21 protein-coding genes and 3 pseudogenes are annotated in these 21,545 nt (G+C 67.5%); 8 read left to right on the forward strand and 16 right to left on the reverse strand.

Features of this window, described 5'->3' with window-relative positions; genetic code table 11:
* Window positions 1–12: 12 nt before the first annotated feature.
* The gene (locus tag IEZ20_RS06055; protein WP_229895893.1) at window positions 13–1,680 is read right to left on the reverse strand and encodes a stealth family protein; all 1,668 of its coding nucleotides are present in this window, start codon (window positions 1,678–1,680) and stop codon (window positions 13–15) included.
* Between the two features lie 217 nt (window positions 1,681–1,897).
* Between IEZ20_RS06055 and IEZ20_RS06060 the strand changes: the two genes are divergently transcribed.
* Complete coding sequence (locus IEZ20_RS06060) at window positions 1,898–2,659, forward strand: phosphoglyceromutase (RefSeq protein WP_189295128.1); 762 nt, start codon at window positions 1,898–1,900, stop codon at window positions 2,657–2,659.
* Between the two features lie 647 nt (window positions 2,660–3,306).
* On the opposite strand, the gene IEZ20_RS06065 is transcribed toward IEZ20_RS06060, so the two are convergent.
* The 11 genes from IEZ20_RS06065 to IEZ20_RS06115 form a co-directional block, all read right to left on the reverse strand.
* A complete protein-coding gene (locus IEZ20_RS06065; protein ID WP_189295129.1) occupies window positions 3,307–4,530 on the reverse strand; it encodes a tyrosine-type recombinase/integrase in 1,224 nt (407 codons plus the stop codon).
* A complete protein-coding gene (locus IEZ20_RS06070; RefSeq protein WP_189295130.1) occupies window positions 4,530–4,769 on the reverse strand; it encodes a helix-turn-helix transcriptional regulator in 240 nt (79 codons plus the stop codon). The genes IEZ20_RS06065 and IEZ20_RS06070 overlap by 1 nt, the downstream gene beginning before the upstream one ends.
* Window positions 4,693–6,066: a replication initiator gene (locus tag IEZ20_RS06075; RefSeq protein WP_229895894.1), complete on the reverse strand. Its 1,374-nt coding sequence runs from the start codon at window positions 6,064–6,066 to the stop codon at window positions 4,693–4,695. The genes IEZ20_RS06070 and IEZ20_RS06075 overlap by 77 nt, the downstream gene beginning before the upstream one ends.
* 130 nt (window positions 6,067–6,196) lie before the next feature.
* A complete protein-coding gene (locus IEZ20_RS06080; RefSeq protein WP_189295132.1) occupies window positions 6,197–6,454 on the reverse strand; it encodes a SpdD protein in 258 nt (85 codons plus the stop codon).
* 14 nt (window positions 6,455–6,468) lie between these two features.
* The gene (locus IEZ20_RS06085; protein WP_189295134.1) at window positions 6,469–6,663 is read right to left on the reverse strand and encodes a hypothetical protein; all 195 of its coding nucleotides are present in this window, start codon (window positions 6,661–6,663) and stop codon (window positions 6,469–6,471) included.
* A 10-nt stretch (window positions 6,664–6,673) separates the two neighbouring features.
* Window positions 6,674–6,865, reverse strand: coding sequence for a mobile element transfer protein (locus IEZ20_RS06090; protein ID WP_189295136.1), 192 nt, complete (start codon window positions 6,863–6,865; stop codon window positions 6,674–6,676).
* 11 nt (window positions 6,866–6,876) lie between these two features.
* The gene (locus IEZ20_RS06095; protein ID WP_189295138.1) at window positions 6,877–7,458 is read right to left on the reverse strand and encodes a DUF2637 domain-containing protein; all 582 of its coding nucleotides are present in this window, start codon (window positions 7,456–7,458) and stop codon (window positions 6,877–6,879) included.
* 78 nt (window positions 7,459–7,536) lie between these two features.
* A complete protein-coding gene (locus IEZ20_RS06100) occupies window positions 7,537–8,913 on the reverse strand; it encodes an FtsK/SpoIIIE domain-containing protein (RefSeq protein ID WP_189295140.1) in 1,377 nt (458 codons plus the stop codon).
* Entirely contained in the window at window positions 8,913–9,269 is a 357-nt protein-coding gene (locus tag IEZ20_RS06105; RefSeq protein WP_189295142.1) for an SCO3933 family regulatory protein, read from the reverse strand. The genes IEZ20_RS06100 and IEZ20_RS06105 overlap by 1 nt, the downstream gene beginning before the upstream one ends.
* A 315-nt stretch (window positions 9,270–9,584) precedes the next feature.
* Window positions 9,585–10,823 (reverse strand): helix-turn-helix domain-containing protein, encoded by a 1,239-nt coding sequence (locus tag IEZ20_RS06110; protein ID WP_229895895.1) that lies wholly within the window; start codon window positions 10,821–10,823, stop codon window positions 9,585–9,587.
* On the reverse strand, window positions 10,804–11,118 hold the full coding sequence (locus IEZ20_RS06115; protein ID WP_189295146.1) for a putative quinol monooxygenase: 315 nt from the start codon (window positions 11,116–11,118) through the stop codon (window positions 10,804–10,806). Before IEZ20_RS06115 ends, IEZ20_RS06110 begins: the two co-directional genes overlap by 20 nt.
* A gap of 213 nt (window positions 11,119–11,331) precedes the next feature.
* Between IEZ20_RS06115 and IEZ20_RS06120 the strand changes: the two genes are divergently transcribed.
* Window positions 11,332–11,745, forward strand: coding sequence for an ATP-binding protein (locus tag IEZ20_RS06120; protein ID WP_229895896.1), 414 nt, complete (start codon window positions 11,332–11,334; stop codon window positions 11,743–11,745).
* Between the two features lie 82 nt (window positions 11,746–11,827).
* On the forward strand, window positions 11,828–12,211 hold the full coding sequence (locus IEZ20_RS06125) for a hypothetical protein (RefSeq protein ID WP_189295150.1): 384 nt from the start codon (window positions 11,828–11,830) through the stop codon (window positions 12,209–12,211).
* 282 nt (window positions 12,212–12,493) lie between these two features.
* Here the strand turns inward: IEZ20_RS06125 and IEZ20_RS06130 are convergent, their stop codons facing one another.
* The 3 genes from IEZ20_RS06130 to IEZ20_RS06140 all read right to left on the reverse strand — a co-directional run bounded on the left by IEZ20_RS06130 (window position 12,494) and on the right by IEZ20_RS06140 (window position 15,342).
* Entirely contained in the window at window positions 12,494–12,964 is a 471-nt protein-coding gene (locus tag IEZ20_RS06130; protein WP_189295152.1) for a hypothetical protein, read from the reverse strand.
* Between the two features lie 117 nt (window positions 12,965–13,081).
* Entirely contained in the window at window positions 13,082–14,092 is a 1,011-nt protein-coding gene (locus IEZ20_RS06135) for a hypothetical protein (RefSeq protein WP_189295154.1), read from the reverse strand.
* 680 nt (window positions 14,093–14,772) lie between these two features.
* Window positions 14,773–15,342, reverse strand: a complete 570-nt coding sequence (locus IEZ20_RS06140) for a flavoprotein (protein ID WP_189295155.1) — start codon at window positions 15,340–15,342, stop codon at window positions 14,773–14,775.
* A 114-nt stretch (window positions 15,343–15,456) separates the two neighbouring features.
* Here IEZ20_RS06140 and IEZ20_RS06145 point away from each other — a divergent pair, with 114 nt between their 5' ends.
* From IEZ20_RS06145 to IEZ20_RS06155, 4 genes and pseudogenes are all read left to right on the forward strand, one after another.
* Window positions 15,457–16,641 (forward strand): helix-turn-helix domain-containing protein, encoded by a 1,185-nt coding sequence (locus tag IEZ20_RS06145; RefSeq protein WP_189295156.1) that lies wholly within the window; start codon window positions 15,457–15,459, stop codon window positions 16,639–16,641.
* A 431-nt stretch (window positions 16,642–17,072) separates the two neighbouring features.
* Window positions 17,073–17,450, forward strand: a pseudogene (locus IEZ20_RS06150) (hypothetical protein).
* A gap of 297 nt (window positions 17,451–17,747) precedes the next feature.
* Window positions 17,748–17,906, forward strand: a pseudogene (locus IEZ20_RS40660) (IS1380 family transposase); the annotation flags it as partial.
* A 53-nt stretch (window positions 17,907–17,959) separates the two neighbouring features.
* Window positions 17,960–18,314: pseudogene (locus IEZ20_RS06155) on the forward strand (transposase family protein); the annotation flags it as partial.
* A gap of 182 nt (window positions 18,315–18,496) precedes the next feature.
* On the opposite strand, the gene lysA reads toward IEZ20_RS06155, so the two are convergent.
* Entirely contained in the window at window positions 18,497–19,777 is a 1,281-nt protein-coding gene (gene lysA / locus IEZ20_RS06160) for a diaminopimelate decarboxylase (RefSeq protein ID WP_189295157.1), read from the reverse strand.
* 146 nt (window positions 19,778–19,923) lie between these two features.
* Here lysA and IEZ20_RS06165 point away from each other — a divergent pair, with 146 nt between their 5' ends.
* Complete coding sequence (locus IEZ20_RS06165) at window positions 19,924–21,540, forward strand: PucR family transcriptional regulator (RefSeq protein WP_189295158.1); 1,617 nt, start codon at window positions 19,924–19,926, stop codon at window positions 21,538–21,540.
* Window positions 21,541–21,545: the final 5 nt, after the last annotated feature.

Consider the following 21,545-nt stretch of genomic DNA (forward strand, 5'->3'; position numbering starts at 1 on the left):
CGTGGCCGCCCGTCAGCTCTGCTTCTCGAAGGGGCTCGGGAAGGGGAAGTAGTGCTCCAGGAACTCGTGCATCCGCACGCTGACCTGCTCCCGCTCCTCCGGCGGCACGTCGACGTCGTTGAGGCAGAAGAAGTCGAAGCGGCGGTTGCGGCGCAGGTCCGCCAGGCGCCGGTCGGCGTCGGGCCGGCTGATGTTCACGTAGCGGAAGCTGAACTTGCCGGGTACGCCACGGCCGGTCATCAGCGCGTACTGGTAGAGCAGCGGTGCCGTCATGGCGATGTCGGTCGGCGAGCGGAAACGGGACGCGGTGGTGCGGGCGATGTCCTGCGGGAACAGCTCCTCCAGCGCGCGCAGCGCCCCGCGCTGCTGCGGCAGCGGGGTGTGCATGAAGTTGTTCGTGGTCATCCGCCCGAACTTCTCCAGCAGCAGCCGCCGTACGTTCTTGCTGGCGGAGTTGGTCGCGGTCTCCTCGGCGTGCGGCTTGCCGACGCCGATCTTCAGGGGGGAGACCGGTATCTTCATCAGCCCGCTGCCGAAGAAGAAGTGGTCCGGGGTGACGCGGCGGCCGACGAAGACGTCGTCGTTGAAGTACAGGTAGTGCTCGGACAGGCCGGGGATGTGGTGCAGCCGGGTCTCGATGGCGTGCGAGTTGAAGACGGGGAGGACGTCCTCCGGGAAGATGTCGCGGTGGTCGACGACCGTGATCCCGGGGGCGGTGTCGTCGAGCCAGTGCGGCTTCTGGCCGTCGGTCACGATGTAGATGTGCCGGACGAAGTCGGCGTACATCGCGAGCGAGCGCAGCGAGTACTTCAGCTCGTCGTGGCTGGTGTAGCGGGAGGCGTTGGTCTCCTTGTCCAGGATCTCGGCGATGCCGTTCTCCTGGTAGCGGGCCCGCTTGGCCCGCATCGCCGGTTCCTCGCCGTCGACCCAGGTGTAGACGACGTCGACGGGGAAGGTCACCTGGTTCACGGTGGGCAGGGTGAGCGGGAGGAAGCTGGGCACTTCCCGCTCGCCGACCCGGACGCCGACCGGCTTCTGCTCACTGGCGGGCAGCACGTCGGTGATCCCGTTGTTACGGGGCGTGACGAGGGACTCGGCGAAGATGTCGGCGGAGGCCTGCGGCTGCACCTTGGCCAGCCGCCGGGGCCCGTCGGCGGAGGCGAGCAGCTCGGCGCCGTCCTCCCAGAACTCCACGTCACAGGCCAGCTCGGGGCCGGCGAGGAGCTGGCCGGCGGGGCCGAGGTGGTTCTCGCCGACGCGCAGCACGGGGGCGGTGCGCAGGGCGGCGGGCAGGACGCCGTCCAGGAACAGGGCGGGGTGCTTGAGCTGGCCGCCGGGCAGCGGCCGGCCGATGAACACGGCCGTGCCCGCGTGCCGCGCCTCCAGGGCGGTGAGGAACCGCTCCCGGTCCGCCGCATTCACACCGACCGTGTAACGCGTGCGGGAGGAGACCAGGAAATAGGGAATGCCCTCCTGCTCCAATGCGCCGACCACAAGATCCAAATTCGAGGCGGCGGCTTCCGCGGCGGTGAACCGGTCCACCACCCGGCCGTAGAACTGCTGCCCGCGCACCGCCACCGGGCGGAGCACCGGATCCGTGACCGCAGCCTTGCGGCGCCGCCGCATGGTACGCAGCTGCCACACGCGTTCGGCGGCCTTCCGCTCGACTCGCGGTCGCATCCGCCGCGCAAAGGAACGCACGGTCACGTTCTGTGCTCCTCTTCCTGTCCCTCGACTTCCTGGCGATAACCAGACACGCGAATGTAGCGAATGGTTGTACGAGAATTAACCGAAACGTAGCGAGACGGAGAGCACACCCCGGGACGCGCTCGGCGGGCGTGCCGGCCGCACCCGCGCGCGTCTCGCCCCCCGACCCCCCTTAGGTAGGCTCGACGCCATGGCCGACGCACCGTACAAGCTGATCCTCCTCCGCCACGGCGAGAGCGAGTGGAACGCGAAGAACCTGTTCACCGGCTGGGTGGACGTCAACCTGAACGAGAAGGGCGAGAAGGAGGCGGTCCGCGGTGGCGAGCTCCTGAAGGACGCCGCTCTCCTGCCCGACGTGGTCCACACGTCCCTCCAGAAGCGCGCGATCCGCACGGCCCAGCTGGCCCTGGAGGCCGCGGACCGCCACTGGATCCCCGTCCACCGCTCCTGGCGGCTGAACGAGCGCCACTACGGCGCCCTCCAGGGCAAGGACAAGGCGGCGACGCTGGCCGAGTTCGGCGAGGAGCAGTTCATGCTCTGGCGCCGCTCGTACGACACCCCGCCGCCGCCGCTGTCGGACGACTCCGAGTTCTCCCAGGCGAACGACGCCCGCTACGCCTCCATCCCGCCGGAGCTGCGCCCGCGCACGGAGTGCCTCAAGGACGTCGTCATCCGGATGCTCCCCTACTGGTACGACGCGATCGTCCCCGACCTGCTGACCGGCCGCACGGTCCTGGTCGCCGCCCACGGCAACAGCCTGCGCGCCCTCGTCAAGCACCTCGACGGCATCTCCGACGCCGACATCGCGGGCCTGAACATCCCGACCGGCATCCCCCTCTTCTACGAACTGGACGCCGACTTCAAGCCGCTCACCCCCGGCGGCAAGTACCTCGACCCGGAGGCGGCGGCCGCCGCGATCGAGGCGGTCAAGAACCAGGGCAAGAAGAAGTAAGCGCCACTGATCAAGCCCCCTGCCTGCGGGTTTCCCGTGGGCAGGGGGCTTGCTTCTGCGCTGGGGCCGCCGCTGGGCCGTGAAAGGGATTCGGGGCCGCCGTCAAGCGTTCCCGCGCGCCTCGGTGAATAGCGATGCGCCCGGTATGCTGTTCGCGCCTCACCTGAACCTTCCCTGAACTCCGCGTAGATGTGCGTGAGTTCCAAGGCTCCGGCCCGAGCGGCGGGCCGGCTGGAGGAGAAGGGAGGCGGTAGAGGTGAGCCTTGAGAAGGACGAGCCTCGTAGGTGGACCAGCGCCGAGAGGTGGCAGGTCTGGCTTACGGGGGCAGGCCTTGTGGTGGCCATCGCTACCGGCGTGATGCAGTTCGCTCGATGAGCGAGTCACGCGCGAGGACGGTCGCGACCGGGAGCTGTACATGCAGCGAGCCCGGCCTGCTGGTAGGCGACCGGGCTCGTTGACTGCGAGAGGGCCTGGGTCTGGTTGCCGCCGGATCCAGGTCCTCGGACGTCCGAGTGTGACACTCAGACATTGGAATGCAATGTCTCACGACACTGCTAATTCCATCAAGTTTTGTGACCTGATCCAGAGCCGCGATGGCCCCTCTTCGCCGTCGCGGAGCTGGTCAAGTTGACTGAGAAGACGCCTGTCACTTGCGGTCGAAGACGGACGCCACTGCCTTGCGAGTACGTTCCTGACTCGAAGGCATGAGATGTGCGTACACGCGGAGCGTCAGGCCTGGGTCCGAGTGGCCCAGGTACTCGGCCAGAGCCTTGATGTTCTCGCCCGCGTCGAGGAGCACCGAGGCGTAGAAGTGCCGCAGGGCGTGCATGCCGTTCTCGCGGGACTCGGCGTACGACCCGCCCGGCTTCCGCTCGGGGATCACGCCAGCCGAGGCGAGGGCACGCTTCCACACCTCCTCGTTGAGCGACGTACGCCAGACGTGCACGCTGCGCGGCCCGGTGAAGATCAGCCGCTTGGTCACCAGAGGGCCGTCCGCCACCTTCCACGGCAAGGTGATCTCTACCGGCGGGAAGCGCTTCATGTGGGCCCGGAGGGCGTCAGCGACCGGACCGGGAAGCGGTACGTCCCGAAGCTTGCCACCCTTCGGCGGGGCGAAGACCGGCTTGCTGCGGCTCAGCTTGAGCTGCTGGACCACGTGGAGGGTGTCTGACTCGAAGTCGATCGCGTCGACGGCCACGCCCAGGATTTCGCCTTGCCGAAGACCGCAGCCGCCGCCGAGGTCGACCATGGCTTGGTAGCGCTCGGGCATGCCGGCCCGGACGGCGAAGACCCGTTCCGGCGTCCAGGGCACGACGCGCTTGTTATCCACAGTCGGTGGACGGACTGAGCGGGCGGCACACGGGTTCCGGGGAAGGTGCCCATCATCCACGGCCGCGCTCAGGGCGGCGCGCACGTTGGAGTAGATCGTCCGGGCGTACGAGCCGCGAACACCGTTCTCCTGAAGCTGCCGCACCCAGTCGCGGATGTGAGCGGGCTGGAAGGAGCCGAGAGGGCGCGACCCCAGGTAGGGATAGGCGTGCAACCGGAGCTGCGACTCCATCGAGGCCTGGGTGTTCGGGTCCGGTGCGTGGGTCACCCACTTCTCGGCGTACTGCTGGAAGGTGATCCGAGCCGCGCGGGGGTCGATGTACTGCCCCCGCGCCATGTCTGCCTCAGTCTGCGAGAGCCATTGTTCGGCAAGCCGCTTCTGACGGTCGGGGAAGCTCTTGGACTTCTCCGTGCCGTCCGGGCCGACGTAGCGAGCGCGATAGCGCAGGCCGGCCCCGTAGCGCTCGGTCTTGACCTTGCGCACCTTCCCGTCCGGCCCCGTCTCGGTCCGGTACCAGCGGTCCTGGATGTGCCCGGCCATCAGGCGGCGGCCCCTTCCCGTAGGGACTCGACCCAGGCTTGGACGTCCGCTGGGTCGTAGCGCAGGTGCCGGCCGACCCGGAAGCCGCGGGGACTGGTGCGCTTGCGACGCCACTGGTAGACCGTCTCGACGCTGGGCAGGTCGAACATCACCACCAGGTCGTCAGGAGTCAGGTACCTCGACGGCAGGCCACCGGACTCGGAGGCGGTCTCCGCGACAGCGAGGCGTCGGCCACCCATGGGTGAGCTCTCCTTCCGTTCCGGGGGCGGGTTCGAGTGAGGCGGCGAGCCAGGTTTCGGCGGTGCTGAGGCCGGTGCCGGCGAAGACCCAGTGGGCGAGGACGAGGGTGGTTTCGCCGTCCTGCGGGACAACTGGAGCGGTCTGGGCTCGGCGCCATTCGGCGCGGGCATCCCGGAGGGCGCCGAGGGTGGTGGAGTAGCGGCGGGACTTGGTGGAGAAGTGGCCGCGGAATCCGAGCATGTGCGCCCAGGCACGGAGGCGGAGGTCTGCCAGCTCAGGGCGTGCGCCGAGGGTCCAGGCGGTACGGATCAGGCGCCGGGCGTGGTCGGTGATCCGGGCTTGGGCCAGTTCGGCGAGGAACCGGATCGGCCGGTCGAGGGTGCCGGTCGCGGTCTCGGCGCCCTTGGTGGCGTACTTGGCAATGTAGGCCGCGACGGCTCGCTCGGTCAGCTCCTGGCCGTCGTTGAAGTCGGCGGAGCGGATCGGGCGGACGTCGAGCTGGCGGCCGAAGACGAACGCGTGCGACCGGCCGTCGATCTCCGGTCCGTCGACGCGTGCAGCAGCGGCAGCAGCGCGGATGGCGTCGGTCAGCAGCTCGGCGGTGGCCCAGGCAGGTGGAGGCGTGTCTCCGCCTTCGGGGCCGTCGAGGCGGATGACGGCGTGGAAGTGAACGGCGCCGCGCTTCTGGTACTCGGCGACCTTGGCGAACGAGATCCGGGCGTGATCGCGGAAGTCGCGTTGGGTGAGGCCGACGCGCTTGGCGACCTCTCGGCGGAGGTAGATCGAGAAGCGTCGCCAGAGCTGTCCTGCGTGGGCGTTCCAGAGCACGGCCGCTTCGTAGTCGTAGGTGTCCGGGTCGAGGGGCGAGCCCAGGGCGGGATCCGTCTCGTCGTGCCGGAGGCCGCAGCGGCAGTCACGTCCGCCGGAGGGGCGGTTGTGGACCGGGCCGAAGCCGGGGGCGGTGAAGGTGGCGAAGACGCGCGGGTGTGTGCCGACCTGTTCCGGTGTGCCCTTGCCGCCCCGGAGACCGGCGGTGATCAGGTGGAAGGTGTCGCGGCGGTAGGTCTCGGCGCAGGCCGCACAACGGGTGGCACGGCGGTTGTTGCAGCGGACGAGGAGCTGGCCGGCAGGCAGGGCGCTGGAGTCGAGGTGGTGCAGGAGGTTGCCGATCTCGCCGGTCGTGGTGTCGACCTGGTACTCGGTGCGGTGGCCGTCGAGGCGGACGGGGTTGGTGCAGCCGCCCAGGCCGGAGAGTTGGCGTGCCAGCTCGGGCATGGTGCCGAGTGAGGCCATCATGGAGAGTTCCGCCAGCGGTGGCGGAGTCTGCCGGGTGATGATGGGACTTCCTTTCGGCTGTTTCGGCGGTCGGGAGGGACGGCTCCGGGGCGACGGGATGCTTGGCGGCTTGTTGTCGCCCCGGGGCCGGTCAGCGCTTGTGCGCGTTGCTGACGAGGGAGCGCAGGACCACGGCGGCGATGGCCACGGCCACGGCCGAGATGGCGACCGCGGCCAGGAGCGCGGTGAGCACGATGCCGACGACGACCACGGCGGCGACGGCTCCGGCGCCGATGCCCACGTACGGGGCGACCGGACGGCCGGCGGAGGGAGCCGGAGCCTGGATCTGCTGAGGCGTGGGGATCGTGGTCGGCAGGGTCGGGACGTCGGGGAGCTTGGGGCGCAGCATGGGGGACCTCCTTGTCACTTGTGGGTGCCGTTGACGACGTCGACGCCGGAGCGGGTGCCGGACTCGATGGCGGGGGCGAGGAAGGTGTGGGAGAGCCAAAAGCCGAACAGGGCGATCACGACGGCGATCCAGAGGCGGACACCGAGGAACTTGATCGCGGCCCAGGCGATGACTCCCAGGACGAAGACGAGCGGGAGAGAGACGGTCACAGGGGTCTCCTCAGCGGGCGGCGCAGCGGTGGGTACGGGCGGCCAGTTCGGCGGCGGCACGGCTGTCGTAGTCGGTCGAGAAGCCGCAGCGCGGAGCCGTACAGGCGGCGGTGTGCTTCTCGCGGCCCCAGCCGTCGTAGTACGTGCCGACCTGAACGGGGCCGATGCGGACGACATTGCGGAAGCGCGGGTTGGCGGGCATTAGGGCTCCTCTCAGAGCTGTGCGGCGATGGCCTCGGCCAGTGGCGCCGGGACGCCGAGCCGAGCGCGGAGAGTTGCGGTGTCGATGACCGACCCGGTCCGGGCACGGTGTTCAGCGGCGACCTTGCGGGCATGAGCGACGAGGGCGGCCGGTACCGGTACGGGCGGCAGTTCCGGCCGCGACGTGATGACGGGCTCGTCGTCCTGGTCCTCGGCATCAGCAGTTGCCCTCGGTGCCGAATGCGCGAGGAGCGTTCCCCCGAGGAAGGCGACGGCAGGCCAGCCCGCGACGAGGATGCGCAGCCAGGCCGGGACGTCACCGAGGTCAAGGAGGCCGGCGGTGGCAATGTTGGCGCCCAAGGACGCAGTGAGGGCGACGACGAACCAGCACCAGGCCGCCGTCTTTGTGATGCCGGAACGCAGCCGACGCCAGGCCGCAACCAGGAGCAGATCGACGGAGATCGGGTAGGCCCACGCCTTCCACCCGTCTTGCCCGGCCGCCGAAGCGACGTCGTGCAGGTGGGCGAAGGACAGGGCGGCGGCAATGAGCGCTTGGACGAGCACCGCGTCCCCACGGGCCAGTTGGGCGCGCATGATGCGGCTCCTTCCGGTTTCGGACATGCCGGAGTAGGGACACGGCGCGAGATGGTCACGCCGGTCAGGGGAAGTGGGTCAGTCCGTCGCCGGATGCGGACAGACAACCGGTGAGGATGTCTCGACCTGCTGCACGGGTGCGTAGGGCCGGAAACGGCTCAGCGCGGGTACGGCGGGGACCAGATGTGCTGACTCCCGACAGACCTGGGCAGCGTCGGCGAGGGAGAGGTACGGCGTGCGGATACGGGACCAGCCGCCGGAGGTGTCACCTGCCACAGCCAGGCCGGGCCGTTCCGGGGCGATGGAGCAGGCGGCCATGACTGCTTCGGGAGCGATGTCGCCGAGAGCCATCTTTGCGGAGGCTTCGTCGTTGACGCGGTGGCACACACGGCCTGTGAGCTGGGCGCGAAGCATGGTTGCGCCTTTGCCCAGTTCGGCGCCGAAGCGCTGCCCGCAGACCTCCAGATAGATGCCGGCCGCGCGGCCGAGCTGAGCGAGCCGGATGAGCTGGGTGACCATCTCGTCCCGTCGCTCTTCATCCTTCTTCGTGGCAACGAGGAAGAGTTCGGCAACCTCGTCCACGAACAGCACGATCGGCACGGGACGTTCGATGTCGGGCAGTCCCCAGATGTCGGAGGTGATCTCTTCGTCTGGGGTGCTCGGCGCGATGCCCTGCCGGGCTTTGATCAGGTCGTAGCGGTCTTCCATCTCCTTGACCAGCACGGGCAGCAACTCGGCCGCCTGCTCCGGGTCGGTCGCCAACGCGGAGAGCCGGGCGGCGAACGGCGCCAGCTCGACACCGCGCTTGCAGTCGATACCGACCAGGGCGACCGGCTGAGGGGCGAGTCCGACCACCAGGTGCCGTAGGTACATGGACTTCCCGGACAGGGTGGCGCCGAGGGTGAGTTGGTGGGGAATGGCGCGGTAGTCGCTGACGAACGCGGTCGCATCCTCCCTCAGAGCCACCGGCACCCGGAGAAGCCCACCGCCGCTCCGTCGAGGCATCCGTACCTTCCGCAGGACGTCGAAGCCGACGAGCCGGAGTTCCACGACACCCGGCTTCACGTCCCGCACGTACACTGCGTGGACGCCCCAGGCGTGCCGTAGCCGCTCCGCCGAGGCGGCGACGTCCGCCGGATCCTGGCCGGGAGCCAGCCGCAGCCGGAGCCGCAAGCCCGTCGACGTGGGCCGGATGGTGCCTCGCCGCGGAGGCACGGGCCGAACCTCACGTCGAGTCGTTGCCCTCACGGCGAGGGCCCGCAGCCTGGAAGGCTGCACCGTCAGCCCACACGCCTCCATGACGGAGCCGTACGAGCCCAGGAGCCGGGCCGCCGATAACGGCAGGCCGACCGTGGACCAGTAGACGCCCGGGTGACGAGTCCGGGCGTAGGCGGCCCCGCCGCCGAGTGCGGCGAGGGGGCCACCCACCTCCAACAGCGTCATCCAGTCCGACATCAGGCGGAGGCCCCGACTGCTGCCGGGAAGGCGGCCGGCGCGACCGCAGCCGCCCGGTAGGCGATGCCGTGACGCTGCTGGCCGTTGAAAACGGTCTCCCGCGGCCGGGCCACCAGGCCCACCAGCGAGACCGGGGAGCCGAGGGACAGTCCCTCGGTGATGCCGCTCTCCGGAACGGTGACCTTGATGAGCGAGGACTCCCCGTCCTCGATGTAGACGACGCCGATGGTCATCAGCGCCTCACCGGTGTTCGCATCCTTGGCGATCTCACCGGTCTGCCGGTCGCGGACCTTGGGCTCCGGAGCCTCGGTGAGCAGGATTGTCGCCGCCGACGTCTCCACACGGATTACACGCACAGAACTGCTCTCCCTTGCGTCGCACCGTAGGCACGGTGCATTCAGTGATGAATGACTACGCAACGGGAGGTTGACCTCATACCGACTGGGCGCGATACGCTCCAAGAGCGTTGATGCCAAAGACGCACCCGGCCTGAGTGGGCTGCCTCCCGCTCAGGCCACATCTGCTTTCTGTGGCCCTTTCACTCACGCGCCGGTGCAGGTCTGCCTTCCTGCTCCGGCCCGTTCGCATGCCCGCACGCCAACTCCGCTGGACGCGAAGGAGCGTGCCGACGCCAACCACAGTAACCCGTACTCCAAGTACTGTCTAGTACTTCAGGTACCAGTCCGTACTTCGTGTACGCCCAACTCTCCTGCCAGGGCGCGCAGCTCCTCGGACGGGGGCTGGCTCATGGTCAGAAGGTCCGCCACGAGCTGCTTGACCATCGGCAAGGACCGCACCATCTCGGGCGACTGTTCCCGCGCCTTCAGCAGCGCTGATATGGCGTCAGCAACCTGACGCCGCTGGGCGTACGCCCTGGCCACATCGATCTGGAACCGTGTCTGCCGCTCTGCGGACAGCCCCGACGCGTCAACTGCCTGCGCGGCCCGAAGGGCGACACCGGCGTCTCCGAGGTCGACCGCGACCGACACCTCGTGCAAGCCGACGTTCGTGGGCCCGAATTCGGTGTTGTAGTCGTTGCGCCCATCACCGACCTGCTCGGCCATGGCACGAGCATCGCGAAGGAAGCCGTACGCCTCATCAGCCAGGTTCAGCCGAGCGGCGGCGACCGCCCGTTGCAACGTCAGGGCACCCCGCAGCGCCACCGCCTCGATCTGCCCGGACTCCGCGAGGCGTTGCAAGGCGTCGGCCGCACTGCCCGACGCTTGAGCCGCCTGCTCGAAGTGACGCGCACCGAGGAAGACGATGGAGAGCCGGAACTCGCCGGCCGCCATCAGCAGCGGATCACCGGCTCGCTCGGCGGCGACAACAGCACGGTCAACGGCGATCCAGGCCGCCTCAGGCTCCCCCAGGTTCGCGAGCGCCCCGCTGCACGTGTGATACATGACCGCGAGCAACCGGAAGAGTTCGGGACGCTCGGCCTCTGACACCGAGCGGGTAGCCGACTCCAGCCGAGGAACGAGCCCTTCGAGCAGCTCGGCCAAGTCGGCGTAGTTGCCTTGATGCGTCAGCGACCAGGCACGGTCGACCTCGGCGCGGAGTGCCGGCACATCCGGGGATGCGTCCTGCCGACCGAGGATCGCCTTGAGCGAGTGCGCTGAACTCAGCACCAGTCGCAGCCGACTCGCACCCGGTGGCTCGCCTTCGGCCACGGACGCAACGATGGGGGCCTCGGCCGCCAGCTCGGCGATCGGCACCTCCAGTACTTCGGCGACCTTCTCCAGCACGGTCATCCGGTCGATGCGTCGTACGCCCCTCTCCACCTGGGACACCCACGCTTCCGATCGCCCGAGGAGACCGGCGAACTCCTTCTGCGACAGCCCGCGCCGCTTGCGATGGAAGGCGATCTTGCGACCTAGCGCCTTTTGATACTCAGTGCTCAACGTCCACACCCTTGCCGGACACGAAGTCCAGACGGTCGACCTCTGTGGCGGAAAGGTACTGGTCCCGCTCGGAGAGGAAGGCCCGCACGTACTCCTTCGACTCGTGCTCCTCGAAGGCGCCCTTGTCCCGGTACAGCTCGTAGAACACGCGCTCCAAGGGACGTCCGTCAACGCGGTGCACCGTGTAGATCACCGTCCCGGGCTCGTTCGCCCGGATCAGCTCGCCAGTCCGTGCCACAAGGTCATCGAACGCCGCCGCCGACGTCTCGTCCTTGCAGGTGAAGCGCACCATCAGTCCGAACATGCGAGGTCCTCTCTCCATCGGCTTCCAGGCCAGCACCAGACCACCCGGCGAACGCTATGCGCCGACCGCTCGCACGAAAAGTACGAACCCGCACTCTTAGTACGCGCACATTCGGTACGGTGCTAGTACTAATTGTACGGCTCTGCATGGTCCGTGTCAGCCGGTCGCCCCCGATGGCACGGAAGACAGCAGGTCACCGCCATGGAGGACGCCATGCCCACCCACGGACGCACCTTCCCTGGGCATCCCCAAGAACTCAGCAGCGCGCGCCGCTGGACCCGAGCCACCTTGAACGGCCACCCGCGCTCCGAGGACGCCGAGCTGATCGTCACCGAACTCGGCACCAATGCCGTCACACACACCGCCAGCGGCGAGGGCGCCGGCGCCTTCCGCGTCAGCCTCACCATCTCCGATCGGGTGCTCACGATCGCGGTGACCGACTGCGGCCACACGAAGACCACGCCCGAGGTCCAGGACCCACCGCTCAACGCGACGCACGGCCGCGGGCTCGCCCTGGTCACCTCTCTCGCCGACAGCGTCACAGTCCAGGGGGACGAGTCCGGCCGAACGGTCACCGCGGAACTCGGTGTCCGGATGAACCTCCAGGAGTCGGCGCCGTGTTTCTGAACGCCGAGCGGGACGCCCATGACGTGCCGCAGACATCTCACAGCGACGACACCAGTCCCAGGACCACGGCAGGAGGCCACCCATGTTGATGAAAGGGCCCCGACGCGGCTACTGGTGCGAATGCTGGGCGCAAGACGTCACTGAGCAACAAGAGCCGGCGCTGCTGGCATCCTTCGACGCCTACGCAGCCCCTCAGGCTGACCGGTGGGTAGCGGTCATTCTCCGAATGATCTCATCGGCCCTCGACGCAGACGCGTCGGACGCTGCATGGGAGTGGCTGTACGAGGGCCGCATCGAGACCAGGCGTGCGCTCCTGCGTGGCGAGCCCCGCACGGTGTCGGTGACCCACGAGGACATTCGCATCACATGGACGATCCGACCCGTGATCTTCCTGCCGCTCTACCACCGCCAGGGCGCCGAACTCCCGAACTGCGCTCATGACTTCAAGCCCCGGAAGCCCGACTGAGTTACAACTTTCTCTACGGGTTCAAGGCGGCTCGCTCCGCTCCCCGCGCGCGGCCCGGCCCCCGGCCGGGCCTGCGCTCCTGTCTCCGCCCCGCTCCAGCCCGGCCAGCGCCCGTACCGCGCATGCAGCAATCCACCGCCTGACGCCAGACAAGGGGTACGTCGTGCGGGGCCGGTCGCCCTCACGGCTTTACGGAGCCACTTTGAAGCGAGCCTCGATAGCTCGATCACTCGCACCAAAGCAGCTCCAATGATCGCGCAGTGCCCTTAGCCCTCTGAGCGATTACCCCCTTTTCCTCTTTTGGGTTACGAACCCATTGAGATTGGGGCTCACGTCATTGATCTCAACGTACGCCGAGTAGAGGCGCGGGACGAGAAAAATGAAGATCACGAGGACGTAGGAGCTAATCGCCGCAGAAAGGGCCGCCCAGAATCCGTAAAGGTGACCTTCTCTGGTTACGCTTACATTCATTCCGATAACCAGTGAGGCTACGTCAAACGCGCACAAGAGAGAACCCGTAAGGAGATGCGCAGCCGTTTCGTCGAGCATTCCTTTTTCTACTTCATAGCGACTGACTTCGGAAGCACCTACCCACTCTTTGACTTTAAGTCTAAGTGTAGACAGGTGGGTAAATGCACTCAACATTCCACCTGCCAGTAGAGCGACGCCAGTCAGCAGTGCTCCAGGTGTAGCAAGATGCCCTTTCCTCAGCCACATGAGGAGGAAGACTGTTATCGGGATGAGGAGCGCCAAGCGTGCCAGAATATCTGGTCGGGGAGGCACGTACCTGCCGTCTGTCAAACCCTTCCAGTGGCCGCGCAGGACTGGGATGAAGTTGAACCGACTAAACAACTCACGCCTCCCCCTCGGTTAGGAGACGGGCCAGTCAATGCCCACTTTCGCCGCAGGCTGGATCCCCAATGCCGTCTCTCTCACCGCAGCATAGAACCTGGGTGTGACAGGCGGGTGGTCCTCAGACAGGCGGTACGTGAAAACGTCGGTCATCTGCGTGGGCTTCACACGCTTGACCTGGCCGTCAGGGTCCTCGATCTGTACCCAGCCATCGTCCAGGTCCATGTCCGCAATCTGGGGACCGACGATTGCCGCCAACTGCCTAGCGCCTTGCTCGTTGGTAACGCCGGCCTCTTCAATCCCTTCTGCCTGCTTATTACGCCGATACCAGCCCTGCACAACCTGTACGGTCTTTTCCAATCGACCCGAGACGGCAAGGGATGCAGTTATTTCCACGTCCTTCACGGTGCGGGTTCTGCTTGCAGTAATGGCATGCCGCACCAGTACGAGGGTCTGGGCCTGTCCTTCGCGAATCATCTCGGCAAGACGGTCTTCATCAGCTAGGGGGGATGCGGAGATTCGCCACCAGACGCCTTCGTTGTTTCCCTGAGTGGCCTCGTCGCGGGATTTCTTAGTCATCCATCTGATGAGTGGTGCTACAGGACAAGATCGTCCGATCGACTCGACAGCAAGTATTCCGATATCACCTTCCTCGGGAAAGGTGAAGATCACACGAAAGAGATTGCTTGCAGCTTTGTCCTTGATGTCGGTGTCGCTCCCCGCAGCGTCTCCAATCGCCTTCTCGTGGCTGCCAAATTTGCCCGCCCAGACTGTGGCTCGGATTGTGTTTTCAACGGTCCGCACCTCCTCGACGCGCAGCGCCGGCTTGCCGAACGTCCCCTCTGCCTCCACCTCGGCTTGGCCGTCATCTGTGGGGTCACCTACTGCCGTACCAACAGAAAGGATCTTCAGAAGGGACTCGGCTATCTCTTGGTACGGCTCCCCCTTGCAGTCGGCGAGGTCCAGAGGGGTTCGCTTGGAGCCTCGGAATACCTGGAAGGTGAAAAGGCGGTAGCCGTAGGAGGTCATGTCCGTTCCTGGGATTGAAGTTCCGCTTACTCGAAGCTGAATAGCCGTCAGTCAGGTTACGGCACAGCCAGAGACTGCACTTTGGAAGGAAATGGCACTGAGTGTCTCGACTTTGTGTGGAATCCTGCGTTCCTAGAAACAGAAGATCGATAAGCGCTCCTCTGTGTCACGGAGTGCCAATCTCCGCGCGTATACCGGTCACTCTTCTGTGAGGAACGTCTCGCGATGTGAGCGGATGTCGATCCATTGCTGCCAGGCTGAAGGCCTTCGTGGCTTGCTCTGGATAAAGGAACTGGCAGCGTGGCTAAGGTAGGTGGGGGTGCAGCGAGGCCCACGCGTGCGTGGTCGGTCGACGCGCCCGCCGTCGTGGCTGACTGTCGTCGGCCGAGGTCCAGGCGGGGCGCACGAGGGTGCCGGCCGTCAGTCGAGTGCGACAGAGCTGGGCCGTCCCTGGGCCGTCCGAGGCCGCTCGACAGTGGCCAAGGACGACCAACGACGACCACCAGGTGCACGAGCCCACAGGCCCTCACCAGCAAAAACCCAGCTCACCAAGATCCCCGGCAAGACCCAGGGCAAGAAGAAGTAACCCTGTTTGATCAAGCCCCTTGCCTGCGGTTTCGCCGTGGGCAGGGGGCTTTTTCTCTCCCCCCTGGGCTACGACACTCTCCTCTCACCCTGGACTACGGCGCCCCTCCCTTGCCCGGGGCTACGACGATCTCCTCGACCGCCCCGAGGAGCAGGTGCCACGGGTACTCCTCCGGCTTGCCCCGACCCGGCTGATTCGGGACGAACCCCCCATCGCCGTACAGAACCCGTACCCCCATCCCCCGCAGGTCCGCGACGCTCCGCTCGAACTGCCGGTGCTGCGCATAGGCGGCGTTCACGCAGGGCATCGCCACCAGGGGGATGCCCTTGCCGATGCCTTCGGCGACGACCCCGACCACGAACTCACGCGTGATCCCGAGGGCCCACGCGTTGACCGTGTTGAAGGTCGCGGGAGCCACCGCGATCACATCCGCCTTCGGCCACACGTCCGGCTCCCCCGGCATCTTGTACGCACTGCGCACGGGGTGCCCGGTCAGCCGCTCCAACGCGGCCTTCTGCGGTTCCAGCCAGCGAGCCGCCGTCGAGGTCAGACCGAGACAGACTTCGAAGCCGCGATCCTGCGCGTCCGCGACGACCGTCGCCATGTCGAACACCGGTGGAGCGGCGGATCCGAAGAGGTAGAGGACAGGACGCGTTGTCGTCATGCGCCTATCGGATCACACACAACCACTGGCATCACGGGTGATGAGGAGGAAAAACCCTGTACCCGCCGGGCTCCCTCAGTACCGTTCCCATGGGTGCTCAGAACGGAGACCGGCATGCCGACTCGGGACGACGACCACACGGGCGCACGCATCAAGGAACAACGCAGACTGGCCAGGCTCACCCAACGGCAGCTGGCTGAGCGGCTTCCCTACTCCTACAGCTACCTGAACCAGGTCGAGTGCGGGGCCCGCCCGGCCACCGCCGCCTTCGTCGCCGCCTGTGCCAGGGCGCTCAGCATCGACGTGACGGTCCTGACCGGGCAGCCGTACGTGACCGAACTGCAGCGTGATCGCCTGGCTGAACTGGTCCGGCCGATCCGCGAATCCCTGGACCTGTATGACCTGGGCCCCAGCCCTGATCTGACCCTCCGGCCGGCGCAACAGCTCATCGCCGAGGCCGACCGCCTCTGCGCCGAGGTGCGGGCCACCCGCCTGCGCAGCGCGGCCCGTGACCTTCCGGGTCTCATCGCCGAACTGACCCACACGGCATGGTCGACCCCGTCTACGGAACTGTGGCAGGCGCTGTCCTCCGCCTACCGCACGGCGCACGACATCAGCGTCAAGCTCGGCTACTACGACCTGTCCACAGTCGCCCTTGACCGCATGGACTGGGCGGCACACCGTGCGTCCGACCCGTGTCTGGCAGCCGTACGGCAGTACATGCGGGCCCTGGTCTACTTCCGCGAGGGCGAGTATCGGATCGGCCAACGCCTCATCGCCGCCGGCCACGACGTGCTCGCAGAGAACGATCCTTCACGAGAAGCGCTCGCCGTCGCCGGACAGTTGCACCTCGGCGGTGCTGTCATCGCCGCCCGCGCCGAGCAGTTGTCGTCCGTCGGACAGCACATCGCCGAAGCTCGCCAGATCGCACAGCGCATCGGCGACGCCTCCGATGTGCACTGGCTCAGCTTCGGTCCCGCCAACGTCGCCCTGCACAAGATGTCCGCCGCCGTGGAGATGTGCCAGTACGACGATGCCCTGAAGCAGGCCCGGAAGATCAGACTGCCTTCCCGGCTCCCCGCTTCCCGCCGCGCCCACTTCCTGATCGAACGGGCCCGTGCCGAGATGGAGACCGGGCACACCGACGCCGCGTTGAAGTCCCTCGTGGAAGCTCGCCGCCTGGCCCCCGAACAGACCCGCTACCACCCGGCCGCCCGGGAAACGATCACCGGTCTGGTGCACCAGTCCCGCCGCACACCGGAGACGCTCAACCACATGGCGGCCTGGATCGGCCTCTAGCCCGCTCACAACGCTCACAAAACTGTGAGCGTTCCTCCTCCAGCAGCTTGCCACCCTTTTCTCACCGCCCGTCACGGTCAGGCGATGACGACGAGGCGGGATGCGCCCCGGCGGCCGCGCGAACGACCCCGGGGCCGGCCAACGCTGCGAAGGAGCGTCGACATGGCGAACGCTACATGCCCGCCCCAAGATGATCCCCCGACCGCCAAGATGACCATCAGGGTGTACCGAGTGAACCGCTACGGCGCCGTGACCCAGGAATGCGGCACGGTGATCGTCCCACCCCTTGCAGGACCACCACCGTTCACCAGCGCCTTCCCGTCCTGCGAGTGCCCGAACTGCCGGGCCGGAGGGGCGGCTGCCCGGTGACCCGGACCACGCAGAACAGCATCCCGACGCTTCCTGACGACACGCAACGACCACCAACGCCGATGGACGCGGGGCGGTACGGCTACTGGTGCGAATGCTGGACCGAGGACCTGACGGAGCAGTGGCCGCCAGCACTGCTGGCATCGTTCGACGCCTACTCGGCACCGCAGGCGGACCGCTGGGTGGCGATCGCTCTCCGCTCGATCTCCCCGGCCCTGGACGCGGACGCCTCCGACGAGGCGTGGGAGTGGCTGTACGAGGGCCGCATCGAGACCCGTCGAGCCTTGTTGCGCGCCGAGCCATGCACGGTCTCCGTGACCCATGCCAAGACCCGCATCACGTAGACCATCCGACCGGTGCTCTTCCTACCACTCGCGCACCACCAGGCTGCCGGACTGCCGGCGTGCGCGCACGGCTTCAAGCCCCGCCTGAGAGAATGAGTTACAACTTCCTCTACTGGTTCAAGGCGGCTCGCTCCGCTCACCGCGCGGCCTGCGCTCCTGTCTCCGCCCCGCTCCAGCCCGGCCGACGCCCGGGCCGCGCGCACAGCAGTCAGCCGCCTGATGCCAGAGAAGGGGTACGTCGTGGCTGGGGCGGTCGGCTCCGCGGCTTTAGCCTCGCGCTTTCACGAAGTGGGCTGTCCGAGGCTTGATCAAAAACGCGGGAAGTGCTCCTGACCTGCAACGATAGGACTTGCTGAGGGTCCTGTTGGCTGCGAGGCAAGGAGCACTTCCCAGGTGAAGAAGCATATCGGGTCGTACCCGCATGTCCGTGTCGACGGCGGCGGCAGGGGGGTGGTCTCCCAGGCCGGGTCCGTGCTGCTGATGGAGACGGTCCGCAAGACCGGCCTTGATCACGGCCGGGGCGGGTCCGGCGACCGGTGGCGCGGGCGGCGCGGATTCGGCTTTGCGCTCTGGGTGGCCACTGATCGGGCGTGGGTGCCGCCGCCGGAGGCAAGCTGCTGTGGATCTCGCCCGCACTGCCCGGCCGCACCCACGATCTCACCGCGGCCCGCGCCCACCGCATCATCCGGATCTGCGAACGCCAAGGCGTTCCCGTCCTCGCCGACCGCGCCTACATCGGCGCCGGCTACTGGGTGACCACACCGATCAGACGGCTCCCGCACCAGGACCTCAACCCGACCCAACGGACGATCAGGCCGAGCCCTGTCAGCAGCGCGAGCGCCAGTCGAACGAAGCGTCGCGAGGCTGAAGTCCTGGCGGATCTTCCGCCGGGCCCGTTGCAGCCCCAACCGCCTGTCGTCCATCTCCGCCGCCGTCCTCACCCTGAAGCGTCAACGCTGAAAGACCTCACCGACCCGCAGATCCCTGGCGATGACCGAACTCGCCTCACCCCGGGCGAACCGCTCGGCCGCTTGGGGATCAACCCGCCCCCTTGTGGATACCGCATGCCCCGGTGATACGGCAGTCAACAGCCACCTGTCAGCCCCTACGACACCACTAGTTCAAGCTAAGTAAGGGCGCCGTTACGGCAGGTTGCGACGCATCAGGTCGGCGTAGGTCTCGCGGCGCACCACGGCGCGGTGCGCACCGTCGTGGACGAAAACCACCGGAGGGCGGCGCGCGCCGTTGTAGTTGTTGCTCAGCGCGTAGGTGTAGGCGCCGGTGACCGGCACGGCGATCAGGTCGCCGACGCGCGGGTCCTCCAGCGGGACGCCGGCGCTGAGGGTGTCGCCGGACTCACAGTGTCGGCCCACCAGGCGGCACAGCTCGCCCTCACCGGTCGGGCGGGTGGCGATGGCGGCCTCGAAGCGCTGCTGGTAGAGGGAGACCTCGAGGTTATCGCCCATGCCGCCGTCGACGGCGACGAAGGTGTGGCCTCCTCCGCGCTTGACGGAGACGACGCGGTAAAGCGAGACACCGGACTCGGCGACCATCGAGCGGCCCGGCTCGATCAGGATGCGGGCGTCGGCGGGCAGCAGGCGCTTGGCGACATCGATCATGGCGTCGAGGTATGCCTCCACCGTGGGCGGGCGGTCGGCGTAGGTGTAGCGGGAGCCAAGGCCGCCGCCCAGGTCGTAGACGGCGAACTCGCCGAGTTCCGCGACGGCCTCGACGGCCTGCGCGAAGGGCTCGAGGTCCAGGATCTGCGAGCCGACGTGGACGTGGACGCCGTCCAGCCGCAGCCGGTCGCTGCCGCGCAGCCGCGCGATCGCCTCGCGGGCCTGTGGGAGGAGCAGGCCGAACTTGGAGCCGTTCTGGCCGGTGGATACGGCCTCGTGGGTGTCGGGGCGGATGTCGGGGGTGACCCGGACCAGCACTCCCTGATCACTCACGGTGTCGGTGAGGATCTTCTCCAGCTTGTCGATGTCATCGAAGTTGTCGACGACGATCGTCCCGGCGCCGGCGTCGACGGCGAGGCGCAGTTCCTCCTCGGTCTTGGCGTTGCCGTGTACGACGAGACCGGCCGGGTCGGCGCCCGCGGCGAGGGCGAGGGCCAGCTCGCCGCCGCCGGCGACGTCGATGCCGAGGCCCTCCTCCGCGAGCAGCCGGTTGACGGCGGTGCAGGGGAAGGCCTTGGAGGCGAAGGTGACGCGGGAGTTCGGCCAGCGGGCGGCCAGGCCGTCGGCGTACCGGCGGGCGCGTGCGCGGATCGATGCCTCGTCGACGACCAGCGCGGGAGTGCCGTAGGTCTCGGCGAGTTCGGCCACTGGGACGCCACCGAGTACCAGTCCGCCCGTCTCGTCCTGGGTGGTCCCGGGGGGGAACAGCCCCACCAGCTTCCGGCCTGCCTGCGTCGCCGCCATCCGCGCTCCTCGTGACACTGATTGGTCCCGCTCTCTGAAGTGACTCTCTATGTTCGGGCTCCCGATATGTCGAAGCATCGTTGACATCATCAATATGGAGCGCCCAGGCTTGACGTCTACAACAACCCCTGAGCCGGGAGCACACAATGCAGGAGTCTGGCGCGCGGCGGCACCTGCCCGTCCGTCAACTGGTGGACAACATCGGCCCGGCGCTGTTGCGCTTGATCCAGGAGGGGGCCGGCTGCGACGGACCGCTGACCGAGATTGCCATCTATGCTCCGGGTGCGCCGACGCAGCTTGGACCTGGGTGTGTGGTGCTGGGTGTCGGCGTGACCACTGAAGCCGAGCTGCGCGAACTGACTGCGGCGATGAAACGTTCCGACGCGAGAGTGGTGGCTGTGAAGGCCCCGGTGCCGCCGTCGACGGACGAAGAGCTGACGATCATCGAGGTCAACCAGAACGCGTCCTGGATGCACGTCGCGACGACCGTTCGTGAGCAGTTGCTCGAATACGCGAGGATGCGCGTGCGCTCCGTCAGCAGCGGCTCGGAGCTGTTTACCCTGGCGAACGCGATCTACGAGGCTCTCGGCGCCCCGGTCACCATCGAAGACCGCTTTTCCGCGCTGGTCGCCTGGTCGGAGGGCCAAGACAAGACCGATGCCGAGCGGATCGAGACCATCCTGGGGCGGGCGGTGCAACCCATGACGCTCGCCGAACAGCGCGAGCGCCATGAATTCGAGCGCCTGCATGCCAGCAGTGAGCCGGTGTATATGGAAGCGACCGAACCGGACCAGCTGTCGAGGGTAGCGATCGCAGTCCGGGCAGGCTCGGATGTCCTTGGCTACATCTGGGCCGCGGTTACCGGGCCGCTCGACGAGGCGGCCACCGCTCGGCTGCGCGAATTCGCGCCGATGGTCGCGCTGCAGATGGTCGGCTTGCGAACCGAGACCAGCTATGCCCGTCAGCAGCGCGGCGAGTTGGCTGCGGCGGTACTCGGAGGGTCGGCCGATCGAGTAGAGGCGAGCCGGCTGCAATTGGGCTCTGGCCCGGTCTGTGTACTGGCTGCGGCCCCTCGGTTGGTCGGGACCACGGATGCCGACGCAGCGACCGCTGCAGTGACCGTTGACGAGCTACATCGGTTCGCTGACACGTTGGAGTACTTTCTAGCGGCCGTGCACCCTCGTTCTGCCTCGGTGGCGGGCACCGGCGCGGTGTACGTACTGGTTGCCTGGCCTCCGGAACACACCGCAGCACTTGAGTCGACCGTCAACCTTGCACGTGATTTTCTCGGGCGGACACCCCTGGCCAGTGACTACGTGGTCGCCGTTGGCGGCCCGGCCGACTCGCTGAGCCGGATCGCCGAAGTGCGGGCGCAGGCAGACGCCGCGCTGCGGGCGCTACGGCACCCGACCTTCCATGGGCCGGCTGTGCGCACCGTGGAGGAGATGGCGCTGCCGGTGTTGTTGCTGCATCTCGCCGACGTTACTGAGTCGCTCGGCCTGCCGGACACCAGCGGCGCTCTGCACCGGCTGCGCCAGGAGGACGGCCAGGACGGTCTGCTGACGGTAACCCTGGCCGCTTATCTCGCCGCCGCGGGAGCCACGGACATCGCGGCGGCCGCCCTGCACATCCACCCCAACACGATGCGCTATCGGCTGCGCCGGATCCGCGAGGTCTCCGGACTGGATTTCAATGATGCCGACGCTATGCTGCTCGCGCACCTCCAGCTCCGGGTGCGCGAGCTGCGGATGGGAGTTGCCTAATCGCT

It is taken from the genome of Streptomyces cinerochromogenes, from assembly GCF_014648635.1.
Lineage (GTDB): Bacteria > Actinomycetota > Actinomycetes > Streptomycetales > Streptomycetaceae > Streptomyces > Streptomyces cinerochromogenes.